This is a genomic window from Aeromonas sp. DSM 116730 (assembly GCF_046581335.1).
GTDB lineage: Bacteria > Pseudomonadota > Gammaproteobacteria > Enterobacterales > Aeromonadaceae > Aeromonas > Aeromonas rivipollensis.
Genome location: NZ_CP144265.1, coordinates 3930837 through 3945423, shown reverse-complemented (window position 1 = coordinate 3945423; position 14587 = coordinate 3930837). Strand labels below are relative to the sequence as shown.

12 protein-coding genes are annotated in these 14587 nt (G+C 62.1%); 6 read left to right on the top strand and 6 right to left on the bottom strand.

Features of this window, described 5'->3' with window-relative positions; translation table 11 throughout:
* The first annotated feature begins 38 nt into the window (after positions 1-38).
* The 3 genes from deoA (at position 39) to deoD (ending at position 3386) form a co-directional block, all read left to right on the top strand.
* Entirely contained in the window at positions 39-1370 is a 1332-nt protein-coding gene (deoA, locus tag Aeroheme_RS18120; protein WP_025325641.1) for a thymidine phosphorylase, read from the top strand.
* Positions 1371-1384: 14 nt separating this feature from the next.
* Positions 1385-2593, top strand: a complete 1209-nt coding sequence (locus Aeroheme_RS18115; protein ID WP_111912109.1) for a phosphopentomutase — start codon at positions 1385-1387, stop codon at positions 2591-2593.
* A gap of 76 nt (positions 2594-2669) precedes the next feature.
* Positions 2670-3386 carry a purine-nucleoside phosphorylase gene (deoD, locus tag Aeroheme_RS18110; protein ID WP_111912111.1) on the top strand — a complete coding sequence of 239 codons (717 nt, stop codon included), beginning with the start codon at positions 2670-2672 and terminating at the stop codon, positions 3384-3386.
* A gap of 287 nt (positions 3387-3673) precedes the next feature.
* Here deoD and Aeroheme_RS18105 read toward each other — a convergent pair whose 3' ends face one another.
* From Aeroheme_RS18105 to Aeroheme_RS18095, 3 genes are all read right to left on the bottom strand, one after another.
* Positions 3674-4615 (bottom strand): DUF2950 domain-containing protein, encoded by a 942-nt coding sequence (locus tag Aeroheme_RS18105; protein WP_411166315.1) that lies wholly within the window; start codon positions 4613-4615, stop codon positions 3674-3676.
* A complete protein-coding gene (locus tag Aeroheme_RS18100; RefSeq protein ID WP_411166314.1) occupies positions 4615-6285 on the bottom strand; it encodes a DUF3300 domain-containing protein in 1671 nt (556 codons plus the stop codon). Before Aeroheme_RS18100 ends, Aeroheme_RS18105 begins: the two co-directional genes overlap by 1 nt.
* Positions 6286-6793: 508 nt before the next feature.
* A complete protein-coding gene (locus Aeroheme_RS18095) occupies positions 6794-7432 on the bottom strand; it encodes an AhpA/YtjB family protein (RefSeq protein ID WP_411166313.1) in 639 nt (212 codons plus the stop codon).
* Between the two features lie 127 nt (positions 7433-7559).
* Here Aeroheme_RS18095 and serB point away from each other — a divergent pair, with 127 nt between their 5' ends.
* Together serB and Aeroheme_RS18085 are read left to right on the top strand one after the other, a co-directional pair.
* Positions 7560-8564 carry a phosphoserine phosphatase SerB gene (gene serB, locus Aeroheme_RS18090; RefSeq protein ID WP_411166312.1) on the top strand — a complete coding sequence of 335 codons (1005 nt, stop codon included), beginning with the start codon at positions 7560-7562 and terminating at the stop codon, positions 8562-8564.
* 29 nt (positions 8565-8593) lie between these two features.
* Positions 8594-9499, top strand: coding sequence for an alpha/beta fold hydrolase (locus Aeroheme_RS18085; protein WP_106885027.1), 906 nt, complete (start codon positions 8594-8596; stop codon positions 9497-9499).
* A 91-nt stretch (positions 9500-9590) separates the two neighbouring features.
* Here the strand turns inward: Aeroheme_RS18085 and Aeroheme_RS18080 are convergent, their stop codons facing one another.
* Complete coding sequence (locus Aeroheme_RS18080) at positions 9591-11960, bottom strand: PilZ domain-containing protein (RefSeq protein ID WP_411166311.1); 2370 nt, start codon at positions 11958-11960, stop codon at positions 9591-9593.
* A gap of 100 nt (positions 11961-12060) precedes the next feature.
* On the opposite strand from Aeroheme_RS18080, the gene radA reads away from it, so the two are divergent.
* The gene (gene radA / locus Aeroheme_RS18075) at positions 12061-13425 is read left to right on the top strand and encodes a DNA repair protein RadA (protein ID WP_111912119.1); all 1365 of its coding nucleotides are present in this window, start codon (positions 12061-12063) and stop codon (positions 13423-13425) included.
* 60 nt (positions 13426-13485) lie between these two features.
* Here the strand turns inward: radA and Aeroheme_RS18070 are convergent, their stop codons facing one another.
* Both Aeroheme_RS18070 and rsd read right to left on the bottom strand, forming a co-directional pair.
* Complete coding sequence (locus Aeroheme_RS18070) at positions 13486-13869, bottom strand: PilZ domain-containing protein (protein WP_106887790.1); 384 nt, start codon at positions 13867-13869, stop codon at positions 13486-13488.
* Between the two features lie 110 nt (positions 13870-13979).
* Complete coding sequence (gene rsd, locus Aeroheme_RS18065) at positions 13980-14453, bottom strand: sigma D regulator (RefSeq protein WP_106885024.1); 474 nt, start codon at positions 14451-14453, stop codon at positions 13980-13982.
* Positions 14454-14587 lie beyond the last annotated feature (134 nt).

Here is a 14587-nt window from a genome sequence, read left to right as displayed (position 1 = left end):
GGTCTGTGTTCGTGCAAGGCGCACGGAGGGAATGAAAGATGTTTTTGCCTCAAGAAATTATTCGCAAGAAGCGCAACGGTGAAGCGCTCAGTACCCAAGAGATTCAATTCTTCGTCCAGGGCATTACCAACAACAGCATAGGCGAAGGGCAGATCGCGGCCCTGGCCATGGCGGTCTACTTCAAGGACATGACCATGGATGAGCGGGTCGCCCTGACCTGCGCCATGCGCGACTCCGGCATGGTGCTGACCTGGGATCACCTGAACCTGGGTGGCCCCATAGTCGACAAGCACTCCACCGGTGGCGTGGGTGATGTGGTCTCCCTGATGCTGGGCCCCATGGTCGCCGCCTGCGGCGGCTTCGTGCCCATGATCTCCGGCCGTGGCCTGGGCCACACCGGCGGCACCCTGGACAAGCTGGACGCCATTCCCGGCTACCAGACCTCGGTCGACAACGATCGCTTCCTGAAGGTGGTGAAAGAGGCGGGCGTGGCCATCATAGGCCAGACCGGCGATCTGGCCCCGGCCGACAAGCGTATCTATGCGGTACGGGACATCACCGCTACCGTCGAATCCATCGCCATGATCACCGGCTCCATCCTCTCCAAGAAGCTCGCCTCCGGGCTCGAAGCCCTGGTGATGGATGTGAAAGTGGGCTCCGGCGCCTTCATGCCGACCTTCGAAGCGTCCGAAGAGCTGGCCAAGAGCATAGTGGCCGTGGCCAACGGTGCCGGTTGCCGTACCTCTGCGCTGCTGACCGACATGAACCAGGTGCTGGCCTCCAGCGCCGGCAACGCCGTGGAAGTGCGCGAGGCGGTACGCTACCTGACCGGAGAGTATCGCAACCCGCGCATCCACGAAGTGACCATGGCGCTCTGTGCCGAGATGCTGATCTCCGCCAAGCTTGCGAGCGACGAGCAGGACGCCCGTGCCAAGCTGCAGGCAGTGCTGGACAACGGCAAGGCCGCCGAGATCTTCGGTCGCATGGTGACCGGCCTCGGTGGTCCGGCGGACTTCATGGAGCGTTACGACGCTTATCTGCCCAAGGCCGGCATAGTGCGCCCCGTGTATGCGGCGCAGAGCGGTTTCGTGACCGCCATGGATACCCGTGAACTGGGTCTGGCCGTGGTCGCCATGGGCGGTGGTCGCCGCGCCGCCGGGGACAAACTCGATTATGCGGTCGGTCTGACCGACTTTATCCGCCTGGGGCAGAGCGTCGAGGCTGACAAGCCGCTCGCGCTGATCCACGCTCAGACAGAAGCTCAATTTGCCGAGGCCGCCCGCATGGTGCAGGCAGCCGTCAAGATCGGTGACACCCGACCAGAGGCACTGCCCGAGGTTTACCGTCGCATCGGTCTGGCCGATTTGTAACAAGGGGAAGACCCATGAAACGTACCTTTATTCTGATGATGGACTCCTTCGGTATTGGCGCTGCCGCCGATGCCGAGAAGTTCGGAGATGTGGGCGCCAACACCCTTGGCCATATCGCCAAGGCCTGCGCCGCCGGTGAGATTGAAGGCCGTGGCGCCCTCAACCTGCCCAACCTCAACAAGCTGGGCCTGGGCCACGCAGGGGAGCAGGCTTCCGGCTACTTCCCGGCAGGCTTGCAGAAAGATATCGAGGTGGTCGGTGCCTATGGCTTCGCCCAGGAGCTCTCCTCCGGCAAGGACACCCCGTCCGGTCACTGGGAGATCGCCGGTGTGCCCGTCCTGTTCGAGTGGGGCTACTTCCACGATCACCACAACAGCTTCCCCCAGGAGCTGCTGGACGCCATCGTCGAGAAGGCGGGTCTGCCGGGTTACCTCGGCAACTGCCACGCCTCCGGCACCCAGGTGCTTGACGATCTGGGCGAAGAGCATATGCGGACCGGCAAGCCTATTCTCTACACCTCTGCCGACTCCGTGTTCCAGATCGCCTGCCACGAAGAGACCTACGGCCTCGAGAAGCTCTACGAGCTGTGCCACATAGTGCGCGAGCTGCTGGAGCCCTACAACATAGGCCGCGTCATCGCGCGTCCGTTCGTGGGCAGCGGCAAGGGCAACTTCAAGCGCACCGGCAACCGTCACGACTACTCGGTGCTGCCGCCGGCGCCGACCGTGCTGGACTACATGAAGGATGCGGGTGGCCAGGTGGTCTCCATCGGCAAGATCGCCGACATCTATGCCCAGCAGGGCATCACCAAGCAGGTGAAGGGCACAGGCCTGACCGAGCTGTGGGACAGAACCCTGGAAGAGGTGAAAGCGGCCGGTGACAACACCATAGTCTTCACCAACTTCGTGGACTTCGACTCCTCCTACGGCCACCGCCGTGACGTCAAAGGCTACGCCGATGCGCTGGAGTATTTCGACTCCCGCCTGCCGGAGCTGTTCGAGATACTGCAAGATGGCGATGTGGTGGTGCTGACCGCCGACCACGGCTGCGATCCGACTTGGAGCGGCACCGACCACACCCGTGAATACATTCCTGTGCTGTTCTACGGCAAACCGGTCAAGGCCGGTTCCGTCGGTCGTCGCGAGACCTTCGCCGACATCGGCCAGAGCATTGCGGCCTACCACGGTCTGCCCAAGCTGCAATACGGTACCAGTTTCCTGTAACTGACCCGCCCGCCACTTCGGCGGCGGGCAATTTTAAAAACAATAAAACTCAACCTAGTGTGAAGGAATCAAGAGAATGGCAACTCCTCATATCAATGCAAAAGATGGCGCCTTTGCTGACACAGTGCTGATGCCGGGCGACCCCCTGCGTGCCAAGTACATCGCCGAGACCTTCCTGGAGAACGTCGAGCAGGTGTGTGACGTGCGTAGCATGCTCGGCTTCACCGGTACCTACAAGGGCCGTCGCATCTCCGTCATGGGCCACGGCATGGGCATCCCGTCCTGCTCCATCTATGCCAAGGAGCTGATCACCGACTACGGCGTGAAGACCCTGATCCGCGTGGGCTCCTGTGGTGCCGTGCGTGAAGACGTCAAACTGCGTGACGTGGTGATCGGCATGGGTGCCTGCACCGACTCCAAGGTCAACCGTCTGCGCTTCAAGGATCACGACTTCGCCGCCATCGCCGACTTCGACCTGGTTGCCAATGCCGTGCAAGCCGCCAAGAACAAGGGCACTCCGGTGCGCGTGGGCAACATCTTCTCCGCCGACCTGTTCTACACCCCGGACCCCTCCATGTTCGACGTTATGGAAAAATACGGCATCCTGGGTGTCGAGATGGAAGCCGCCGGTATCTACGGCGTGGCCGCAGAGTACGGTGCCAAGGCACTGACCATCTGCACCGTCTCCGACCATATCCGTACCGGCGAGCAGACCACCTCCGAAGAGCGTCAGCTGACCTTCAACGACATGATCGAAATCGCGCTGGACTCCGTCCTGCTGGGTGACAAGTAATCCCCATTCACATCATGCAAAACGGCGACCTCGGGTCGCCGTTTTTTTATGCTTCATTTGGGGAGTCAGCCCGGAGGGCCGGGTGTGCCGTCTATCCTTTCTGGTTGCGCACCGCGAGATCAGTACCATGAAACCAATGCATATCCTGACTCAGCTGATCTTCATTCTGATGCCGAACATAGCGTGGGCCAGCGAGGGGCGGCTGGCCCCGCATCACCTCCTCTGATCTCAATCACGCCGCTCTGGGCCCATGCTATTCGCCAAGATTCGATGGTAGATAAAGAGCCCTAATCACCCTCTTCGCTAACCACCAGCGACCAGCTCTCATCGGGATCGAACAGCTGGATCGCCTCAACGGCAGTTGCTGTGTCTGCCCCCAGATCCTTTTGATAAACCCGCCCCTCATGATTCACCATGAAGGTCATCACCCCACTGTTGGCATAATCGGCCGGCCAGGCGATCAGGGCGACACCGTCTCTTAACAGCCCGTCGACAAAGTACTCTTTACTCCCCCCATTGGCCGCAGCTCCTTGGGCATACAGGATACGGTAGTAGTAGCCATGATAGGGTGTGCGTTGACCGACCACGGCCTTGTAGCCCTCTGCGGCTGCACTGACGACCTCCTCTCCGGCCGGGCTTGCTGGATCACCCTCGCCCACAGGCCAATAGAGTCCATTTTGTTGTCCTGCATCACTGCGTAGTTTGGCCGCAAAGAGTCCCGCGGTTTGACCATCATGCCCCATGGCGGCGTACTCTATCTGCGCGTCGATAAAGCCGCGGCACACCGCAATCGCCCCCAACTCATTCCGACCGATGCGGCGATAGGCGATCTCTTTGGCACCTGCGGCGCCATCGAGATACCACTTGCCATCTGCGGCCACGAGGGGGATGGGCAGTGGCCAATCCGACTCCCCCACGACCAGGATCATTTTATCCTTACCTTCGGCCACCAGTTGGTGCTTGTTCTTGAAGCTCGCGACGAAGGCGGTGCGATCATTGGCATCGGCCACCTCATCCCCCGAGGTGATGGCCTCCTCACTATTTTCGCCGAGCAACAGCGTCAGTGCGGTGACATCGTTCCGCTCCAGGGCCGTGATCAGGGCCTGCACCGCCTCATCCGGAGTGGCGAAGGTGCGTTGCGCCATGGCGCTTGCGTCGCAGGCAACGGTCAGGGCCAGCAGGGCCAACCCCCATGAGGGGGCCCAACTCCATTTCAACAAACGCTTCATTATCGCGTACTCCGTCTGGGTTGAGTGTTGCGCCCGGCATGCGCGCTACTAGCCACACTTTCACGCCCACGATGGCTGGCGGCGCGCTCGGTTCTGCCCGAATTCTGCACCCCTTGGAAGGCACTCTTTGAGGCAGCAGGCGCTCTGCGTGTCGCCGTCTGTGTTGCGCTCTTGCTGTGGGTAGCGCGTGGCTGGACATAGCCGCGATCACGCGCCCCTGCGGTCTGCGGAGTGATTTGCTGCCGCTTGACCTTGTCTCCTGCGTAGTTGCCCTGGCGCGGCGTGCGTTGGGCCACATTCGCCTCCCTGCTCACCTGTCTAGCATCGCGTGTTGCCTTGGCAGTTTCGCTTTTGGGCTGGCGGTTGGCTCCCGCATAGCTCCCCTTCGGCGCTGTTGCGCGAGCCTCCCTGTTCACCTCATTGACTGCGCGTGGTGCGCCGGCGTATTCGTTTTTAGGTTGGCGATTGGCCCCCGCATAAGTCCCCTTAGGTGTGGCATCTCGTCGGCCCCCTGCCTCGTTATTCAGCGAGCGTGGCTCCAGGGTAGCCAGCTCAGCACGCTGGGGGCGCGCCGCCGTGATGGGACTGTCGGCTTGGCGCAGGTAGTTATTGGGGCCGCGCTCAAACTTGTTGAAGTAATCGTTCCCCTTGGCATTGATATAAATATTGTTGTTGGATCCCCGCTGATAGTTGGCCGGACGGTTGTAGCCATTGGCGGGACGAAAACCATTGCCATAGTTGGGGTTATAACGATAGGGAGCGTAACCACCGGGATAATCGGATCCCCACCGCGGGTAATAATAATCTCCCTCATCATCATCGTCGTTGAAGACCTCGTTGACCAACATGCCCGCACCAAAGGCGAGCAAGCCCGTCACGACCATATCACCGCGGTCGTACTCATCCTCGTCATCATCATTTTCTACCACTGTCGTGGTCGTTGCCGCAGGCACGGTCGTTGTCGTGGTTGCTGTGGTCACTGGTGCTGAGGTCGGCCCGGCAGCTGGCGCGCTATAGACGGCGGTTGGGTCGTATTGCGGGACGTAAACGACGTCAGGGTTGGCAGGCGCAATGGTGACGATCTGCTGATTGTTCTGCTCATCCTTGGCCACTTTCATTTGTTCCGAGTCTTTCAGGTTGCCCACCTCCAGCGCCTGTTGACGCAGGCGCTGAACGGCTGCCAGCACGCCCGGTTCATCGGCCAGGAAGGCGCTGCCCAGCTCAGTCGTCCACTCCATCTTCAGGCACATCATGTCCATGACGGTCGGGAAGTGCATCAGCGACATGGTGGGCGGCGTAAAGCCCAGCGGCGCAATGGCGGCGGTCAGCTCTTTCCCTTTGAGATTGGGGTGGGCGACCAGCCAGTTGCCGGCATCGAGCACCTCTTGCGGATTGGTGGCGCTGGCCAGCACCTGAGCCAATACCGCATCAGGGTAAAGGGCTACGGGCGCAAGCAGGGTCTCGAGCGCCTCTGGGGTATATTTCGATGCTTGTGTGTTAATCGGCTGAGGCTGCGCTTGCGGTGCGACCGCAGCGCTGGCTGTGCTGGCGGCCGCGCTGGGCTGGACGCTTTGCGCGACGGGGGGGGGCTCCTCTTTGCATGCCGCCAATACCGTGCTGAGGGCGATCACGGCCGCCAACGCGCTACGGCGAAATAGGGGTTGCTTCATGATCTTGCTTCCTTCTGCTGGAGTGGCTGATGCGCCTCTTGCCTGATGATTTCCACACATGTTGTATCTCAATGCATTCAATGCGGGCGTTTCATACCGAAAACATAAACCACTAATCGAGATCACACCCAAAACCGGCTGGAAAGGCGTGAAAAATTCGTTTGCTCCTGTCCCAAGCTACCCCTGAACACCTTAACGTGACCAAAATCAGATGGACAAACCTGAGAAGTGAAGGACTATGGGATACCGCCTTCGGTGGCGCTAGAGATTCAATCAATGCACTTGGGGATGGAGAGGATCTAGGCGCAGCACAATGGGACTGCGGATGCAGCGCAAATGGCTGGACAGGCTGGTCAAGGAACTGCGGCATGAAGTGATCGTGGATCGCCACTTGGTCAACGAGCGCTTCAGCGACGACGGCGGAACCAAGCGACTCGAAACTCTGCTCGATCAGCTACTCGAACCGCTGGGGGTAATAACAAGAGCAAGGCGTTTCGCGAACGGCGCCTTATTCGATGCCGGGCGGCGGGGCGTTGTCGGCGGAGGCCTGGCTCTGCACAGCTCTCTTCTTGTGCTTGCGGACCCGCATGTAGTTGCGGCGCACCCCGTAGGAGATGAGCAGGCCAGCCAGCAGCATCACCAGCAGCATCAGTCGCTGTTTCTCCTGACTCACCTTGAGATGGGTATCCTGCGCGGCGAGCAGCCGTTGCTCCTCCAGGGTGATCCTCAGGTAGCCCAGGGTCAGGTTTCCCTCCTGGATCTCCTGCACGAACTGGGTGCGCCCCTTGCCCTGCTCCGGCAGTGACTTGTTGTCGGTGCCGATGGGCAACAGGTTCTCGAGGGGAACGGCCTGATCCGACTGGGCGAGGGGGATGCCGCGGGCGTCGTAGAGGGTGACGTCGAGGATGTCGGGCTCGGCGGCCAGATCCTGTGCCAGGCGCTCCAGCTCGCTCTCCTTGTCCTCCTTGATCCAGCGTCGCATGTCCCGTGCGGCGTAGGCGACCAGCGCCTGGGCCCTATCCCGCACCGCGCTGTGCAATGCGGCCTGGCTTGCTCCCTGCATGTGGATCATCAGCACCAGCACCCAGAGACCGAGCAGGATCCCCGCTGCCAGGCTGATAACACGTTTGATGGGGAGATGACGCACAGCGCTGAGCCTCTTGGGGGGAATGGACAATGATGGCGGGATCTTGGCGCTTGCCTGTACAAAAAGCAATACGCTACTCTGGGCCCGCATGATGAACCCCATGATCTCCAAGGAAGGCGTCTCTCTTATGTTGTTGTCCCAACTCCCCCGCTCCCCGCACGACTGGTCCCAGGCTCTGTGCGGTGCTCCCTGCTGGCAGCTCTCCCCCGAAGCCCTGTTGCCCGCGGCCAGTGCCCATGACAGCGCCTGGCTGGTGTTGTTTGGCAAGGCGCTAGGTGCCTGCCACCTGACACAGGTGGCGACGCTGCTGGCAGACCATAGGGTCGAGGCCAGCCTCTATCCCGTGGGGGAGCAGGCCGGAGTGCCCCTGCTGCTGCTCGGCGCTAGCCGTTTCTCCCCCGAGCTGGTGCTGGCCCTCAAGGGGCAGGAGTGGGATATAGATGCCTGCCATCTCGCCACCTTGCCCACCCTGGGGGCACCCGGGCTGCTGGTGATGGACATGGATTCCACCGCGATCCAGATCGAGTGCATCGACGAGATCGCCCGCCTGGCGGGTGTGGGTGAGCAGGTGGCGGCCGTGACGGCGGCGGCCATGCAGGGCAAGCTGGAGTTTGCCGACAGCCTGCGCAGCCGGGTCGCCCTGCTGAAGGGCGCCCCTGTCGCCATTCTCGATGAGGTGGCGGCCGCCATGCCCTGGATGCCCGGCTTGCAGCTGATGGTCGACACCCTCAAGCAGGCGGGCTGGACAGTGGCGATCGCCTCCGGCGGCTTTACCCGTTTCGCAGGCGAACTGCAGCAGGCGCTGGGGCTGGACGCCATCTTTGCCAACGAGCTGGCGGTGGAGGGGGGCGTGCTGACCGGCCAGGTGAGCAGTCCCATAGTGGATGCCGCCGCCAAGGCCGAGGCGCTGCTGCAACTGGCGCGGGATCATGGGATCCCCGCTGCCCAGACGGTGGCGGTCGGCGATGGCGCCAACGATCTCAAGATGATGGGGGTGGCAGGGCTCGGCATCGCCATTCACGCCAAACCATTGGTGCGGGCCCAGGCGGCGGCCACCCTCAATCATCATGATCTGGAAGGGGTGCTCTGCCTGCTCGGCGCGCTCGCCTGCCGCGACAGGCGCTGGAGTTGAAACCCGCTCAAGGAGGAGCAGAGAACAAGATGGAACTGTTGCAACAATCCCTGTTTGTCCCCTGTGGCGAACATAGGCTCCATGTGCGCCATATCCAGCCCGGTGTCGCCGTCCATGCCGATCCCATCCTGATGGTGCACGGCGCCATCGAGAACGGGCGTATCTTCTACACCGAATCCGGCAAGGGGCTGGCCTGTTTTCTGGCCAGACACGGCTATCAGGTGTACGTGGCCGATCTGCGTGGCCGAGGCCAGAGCACCCCGGCCATCGCCGAGCGTGCCGGCCACGGCCAGCATGAGTTGATCACCGAGGATCTGCCCGCACTGCAGCACTGGGTGGCGGCGCGCCATCCCGCGGCCAGGGTGCATTGGATGGCCCACTCCTGGGGCGGGGTCATCATGGCCTCGACCCTGGTGCGCTTCCCCGAGCTGGCGGATCAGATAGCGAGCCTGGTGTTCTTCGGCACCAAGCGGGGGGTCTCGGTGCAGAGCCCCGAGCGCTGGCTGAAGGTGGACCTGATCTGGAACCGGCTGGCGCCCTGGCTGGCGCGCCGCCAGGGTTTTCTGGCTGCCCGCAAGTTGAAGATAGGGGCCGATGATGAGCCCTTGCGTTACCTGCAGGAGACCATTCCCTGGGTGAAATGCGGGCCCTGGCAGGATCCCCACGACGGCTTTGCCTATGACGAGGCCGCCGCCAGGGTGAGCTGGCCACCGCTCTGGATGATCTCGGCCAAGGCGGACAAGGTGCTGGGTCACCCCACAGACGTGCGCCGCTTCAGTGCCGAGATGGGGTCGGCGACCCGCCACACCCGCCTCGGCCGGGATAACGGCAACCGGCTCGATTATGATCACATCAACATGCTGACGGCGCCCCAGGCCCAGGAGGATCACTTCCCCGAGATCCTCGCCTGGCTGCTCAACCCCCAGGCGGCCTGAGCGCTCGCTGAAACGGGCAGCCATCTGCCCGCCACCGGCCCCTGATGCCGACACCTGACGGGTGAGGGCACCAGGGGCTGGCCTCTCTGGGCTACTTCGCCGGGGACTTGATGCCGAGCCGGAACAGGGTGGCCTCTGTGGTATCGGTCAGCTCACCGACCCCCACCACGCTCCACAGCTCCTCTTCCAGCTGCTTGGCCTTGTGAATGGCGAACTTGGCGATGTAGTCCAGCTCGCCCGCGATGAAGCTGGTGTCGGGGCGACCGGTGCGGGAGATGCCGACCAGCACCGAATAGAACTCGCCCTGCTGCAGGGCCAGCTCGATGAAGCGGCGCTTCGCCTCCGGCGAGGAAAAGCTGCTGGCCAGGTGGCTGCGAAACAGGGGAGCCCCGCCCTGGGAGTGCAGGCTGGCGATGTAGACCTCTTCCTCCTCAGGCTTGTCTTCCCGCGCCATGGTGCGCAAGGGGTTGAGCAGCACCGTCTTGAGCAGGGCCCCCTGGAACAGGGGGTAGAGGTTCAGCTGCTTCTCCTGCCCGGCGCAGGCCTGCAACAGGCGGGAGAGGCTGCGCGGTCGGGGAGCCATGCCCACGGCGGCAGGTCTTGCGGCTGCCTTGAGCTTGTTGACATAGACCGGCGAGTTGAACAGGTGGTGGGTATAGAGGTTGCGCAGCGCCCGTGCCATGCCGCGGTAGCGCTTGTGCTCCCGGGTGGTCTTGAGCTTGTTCTGGTTGCTCTCGATCAGCAGGCTGAAGAACTGATGGCCTATGTGGCGCTCCGCCGTGCCTTCGATGCACAGATGCAGCACGGTACGGCTCAAATTGAGGCTGACCAGCCGGTAGGGCAGGCGCTGCAAGTCCATGGTCTTGGCGAGCTCCTGCAATCTGGGCAGGGCGACAGTGACTGTTTCCCCCTTCTCCCCCTCGAATGCCTCCTCCAGCTCGATCTGCATGCCATGGGCCGAGATGTCACGGGTCCAGCCGATCCAGGCGCGGTCCTTGTGCCTGAGCACTATCGCCGTCTTGTGAACGTAGCGGGCCTCCTTGCGCAGTTGCACATAGTGCAGCGTCTCTATCTCGAAGGGGGCCGCCTGGGTGTCGTGGCCGAAGCGTTGCAAGGCGTTGGCATTGGGCTGCTGGCTGTCGTAGTGGAATTCGCTGCGCTGGTGGTCCAGCCCTATCTCCTGCAGCAGGCCGACATAGCCTATCTGGCCGAGGCGCTCGCGCAGCAGCATGTCTTGCAACTGGTGCGACTCCCCCTGCTGACTGTCGAGGTCGGCTTCGCTCAGGGTGCAGGCCTCCAGGCTGAACTTGTAGACGCGCCAGCTGGGACGACGGGCCCCGACCTGGAAGAAGAGGGCGGCCAGGCCGCTCTGCTGCAACTCTTCGCGGGTGGCGGAGAAGAAGTAGAGGTGACTGCGCACCGAGTGGGTGAAGCTGTAGATCAGGGTCTCGCGCAGTCCCCCTTTGGCGGGCAACAGGGAGGGCATGCGCGCCGCCGTGAAGAGGCTGGCGAGCATGTCGCGGTTCTTGGCGTCGCGCCAGTACTCGAGGATGTGCTGGTTGTTCTCGGTGCGCAGGGCGATCTCGAGGCCCGGGGTGTCGCCCTTGCCGAAGTAGAGCGGCATGCCGGTCATGCGCGGCAGGTAGAACTGCTCGTATCCCTTGATGATGGCGGCCGACAGCAGGTAGTCGACGCTGACCCGATAGCGACTGCGGTTGCGCTCGATGAAGTCGCGCAGGAACTCGTCGAAGGCGGGATGCTCGCCGCTCTTCACCAGCCGTAGCCAGAATTTCCCCTCTTTTTGCTCCTGCCCCAGGATCTGGTAGCTGATCGGCTGGTGCAGTATGGGGAGGGGGTTCTCGCGCTCCAGTCCGGTGAAGAAGACCTCGATGTGGTCGCCGGTCTGGTAGTCGGGCAGATAGGGAACCGAGACCCGGATCCCGCCGAGGGAGAGATCCGAGCTCTTGGCCAGCAGCTTCTCTCCGTTCGCCAGCCTGAGCACCATGGGGGAGCTGAAGTGCATCCGCTCCTCCTGCCGACCGTAGTGGCTGGCGAAGGGGATGGCGTTGACATCGAAGGGGCTGAACGGGCTGACGGGCAGGGAGAGGCTCTCGCTGCGCCCCTGATTGAGCTTGTACCAGGCTTGCAGCGCCTCGTAGACCCCGAGTGTGTAGCTGTCCCGGTAGAGATAGCACTGGGACTGGAACTGCTCGACGGCCTCGGCGGGCATGAAGTGGGTCACCCCTTCAAACTCGTGCACCTGGCAGAGGGCTCCCAGTTCGTTGCGCATGTCGATCACGCGCCGACAGGGGGTGCACTTGCGCTTGAGCTCCATCTTCAGCAGGAAGCGGCCGTTGGTATTCTCGTTCTGGGTCAGGCGGTTGAAGATCTCGTCGAAGTCCTTTTCCCGGAGCAGGGGGACAAGTTGTTCTATCAGGTGTAGTGGTTGTTCTGAATCCATGTATTCCTGCCGCGGAAAGTCACTTTTCCGATTCTGGGTTTGATCTGCCGGTCGCAAACCAGTATATCAAGCAGGAATTCATCCTGTCCCCGAGTTATCCATGGCCAAAAACAAAACCGCCTATGTTTGTTCCGAATGTGGCGCCGACTTCACCCGCTGGCAAGGTCAGTGCAGCGAGTGCAAGGAGTGGAACACCATCACCGAGGTCCGGCTGGGTGTCACCACCCCCGGCAAGAGTGCCCGCTACACAGGTTATGCCGGCGCCGTCGGCAGCCAGGTGCAGACCCTGGCCGAAGTTGCGACCACAGAGATCCCCCGCTTCAGCTCGGGCTTCAAGGAGCTGGATCGGGTGCTCGGCGGCGGTGTGGTGCCGGGCTCGGCCATCCTCATCGGCGGCAACCCGGGGGCGGGCAAATCGACCCTGCTGCTGCAGACCATGTGCGGTCTGGCGCAGCGGATGAAGACCCTGTATGTGACCGGGGAGGAGTCCCTGCAACAGGTGGCGATGCGAGCCAGCCGGCTGGGCTTGCCCACCGACAAGCTGCGCATGCTGTCGGAAACCAGCGTGGAGCAGATCTGCATCATTGCCCAGCAGGAGCAGCCGCAGATCATGGTCATCGACTCCATCCAGGTGATGCATGTGGCGGATGTGCAGTCATCCCCCGGCTCCGTCTCCCAGGTGCGCGAATCTGCGGCCCTGCTCACCCGCTACGCCAAGCAGAATCATGTCGCCATCTTCATGGTGGGCCATGTCACCAAGGACGGCACCCTGGCCGGACCCAAGGTGCTGGAGCACTGTGTCGACTGCTCCGTGCTGCTGGATGGCGCCCACGACTCGCGCTTTCGGACCCTGCGCTCCCACAAGAACCGCTTCGGCGCGGTCAACGAGCTTGGCGTTTTCGCCATGACGGGGCAGGGGATGAAGGAGGTGAGCAACCCCTCCGCCATCTTCCTGAGCCGTGGTGACGAGCAGGCCCCCGGCTCCATCGTCATGGTGATCTGGGAGGGGACGCGCCCGCTGCTGGTGGAGTTGCAGGCGCTGGTGGACTACTCCCAGGTTTCCAACCCGCGCCGGGTGGCGGTGGGGATGGATCACAACCGTCTCGCCATGCTGCTGGCGGTGCTGCATCGTCACGGTGGCTTGCAGATGGCGGATCAGGATGTTTTCATCAACGTGGTCGGCGGGGTCAAGGTCGAGGAGACCAGTGCGGATCTGGCGCTGCTGCTGGCCATGGTCTCCAGCTTCCGGGATCAGCCCTTGCCCAAGGATCTGGTGGTGTTCGGCGAGGTGGGGCTGTCTGGGGAGATCCGGCCCGTGCCCTCCGGCCAGGAGCGGTTGCAGGAGGCGGCCAAGCACGGTTTCCGCCGCGCCATAGTGCCTCACGCCAACGCGCCCAAGCACCCCATCGAGGGGATGGAAGTGGTGCCGGTGAAGAAGCTGTCCGATGCCCTCGAGGCCTTGTAACAGCGTAAAGGAGCACAAAAAAGGAGCCTGTGAGGCTCCTTTTTCATTGATGACGGCGGATCAGGAGGGGGGATTGTGCTCCCTGTGCTCTTGCAGCAACTGCTCCAGCTCGCGATACAGCAGCTGCTCCTCACCTATGTTCAGTTCTATCATCCGCTTGAGGTGAGTGGCGCTGTCGATGTCGATGTGGTGGCAGTAGAAGCCCAGCTTCTTGCTGGCCTCGTGGGTCAGTTCGACCTGCATCTTGATCTCGATGTCACTGCCGCCCAGCATGAAACAGATCTCGTACTCCTTGTCGTCGCTGCCGACCCAATCCTCGGGCCTGATGAGCAGGGCGCCCTGCAGGGAGACATCCACCAGCTGGGTACGCCACTGGTGCACCCCCTGCGTCAGCTTGGCGGCGGTCAAATAGAAGATTCGGGTAAAGTGGCGGCGCTCGGCCATGTTCATCTCCGGTCTGCGTGCGAGCACAGTGCTAACCATCCATGCCCAGAGTGTAATCTAGCCGGCGCATCAGGATGTTGAACTGGCTCCGATATTGAGCATCAGACTCGCTAGCGGCTGAGGGATTCGACCACCTGAAGCGCCTTGACCAGCCTGTCCTCCTGCTTGAATCTGTCCTCCAGCACCGGACCCAGCTGATTCAGATCTTCATCGAGCTGCAACAGCTGAGCCTCGTCGGCATTGCTGTATTTGTCGTTGAACTCCAGGGCAAACTCGGTGCAGGCGCGGATATGGGGATAGATGCGTTTGGCCAGTTCCAGCTTGTCACCGCTGGCTTGCTCGAAGGCGGTGACCACGTGGTTGTAGATCTCGAAATGACCGGCGCTGACGTAGTCGACCAGCTGCTCGCAGAAGCGTTGCAGTTCGACATGACCGGGAAGGGAGCGTTGCTTGGACTTGGTGGGCATGAGCCCGGCCAGCCGCATGTACTCGACCAGCAATGCCTGCCTGGCATCCAGCCAGTCATCGATTGCCCTGTGCTTGCCTGCCAACGCGCGCTTGGTTTGTTCCAGTTCAGTTAACATAGTCCCTCCATGGGCATGGCATGAAGCGCGATGGCTGCAGGCCTTCGGTCATTCTCAGCGACTGACGACACTCCTATAACTAGGGAAAATCCTGTTGACCGTCAATAGGAGTGTGGGGATATTGTTACATCAGG

What these genes read in the sequence shown, in the direction of transcription:
- rsd (WP_106885024.1), bottom strand. Translation starts at nt 14,453, where the DNA reads ATGTTAACTGAACTGGAACAAACCAAGCGCGCGTTGGCAGGCAAGCAC.
- Aeroheme_RS18115 (WP_111912109.1), top strand. Translation starts at nt 1,385, where the DNA reads ATGAAACGTACCTTTATTCTGATGATGGACTCCTTCGGTATTGGCGCT.
- Aeroheme_RS18080 (WP_411166311.1), bottom strand. Translation starts at nt 11,960, where the DNA reads ATGGATTCAGAACAACCACTACACCTGATAGAACAACTTGTCCCCCTG.
- deoD (WP_111912111.1), top strand. Translation starts at nt 2,670, where the DNA reads ATGGCAACTCCTCATATCAATGCAAAAGATGGCGCCTTTGCTGACACA.
- Aeroheme_RS18085 (WP_106885027.1), top strand. Translation starts at nt 8,594, where the DNA reads ATGGAACTGTTGCAACAATCCCTGTTTGTCCCCTGTGGCGAACATAGG.
- serB (WP_411166312.1), top strand. Translation starts at nt 7,560, where the DNA reads ATGTTGTTGTCCCAACTCCCCCGCTCCCCGCACGACTGGTCCCAGGCT.
- Aeroheme_RS18105 (WP_411166315.1), bottom strand. Translation starts at nt 4,615, where the DNA reads ATGAAGCGTTTGTTGAAATGGAGTTGGGCCCCCTCATGGGGGTTGGCC.
- Aeroheme_RS18100 (WP_411166314.1), bottom strand. Translation starts at nt 6,285, where the DNA reads ATGAAGCAACCCCTATTTCGCCGTAGCGCGTTGGCGGCCGTGATCGCC.
- radA (WP_111912119.1), top strand. Translation starts at nt 12,061, where the DNA reads ATGGCCAAAAACAAAACCGCCTATGTTTGTTCCGAATGTGGCGCCGAC.
- Aeroheme_RS18070 (WP_106887790.1), bottom strand. Translation starts at nt 13,869, where the DNA reads ATGGCCGAGCGCCGCCACTTTACCCGAATCTTCTATTTGACCGCCGCC.
- deoA (WP_025325641.1), top strand. Translation starts at nt 39, where the DNA reads ATGTTTTTGCCTCAAGAAATTATTCGCAAGAAGCGCAACGGTGAAGCG.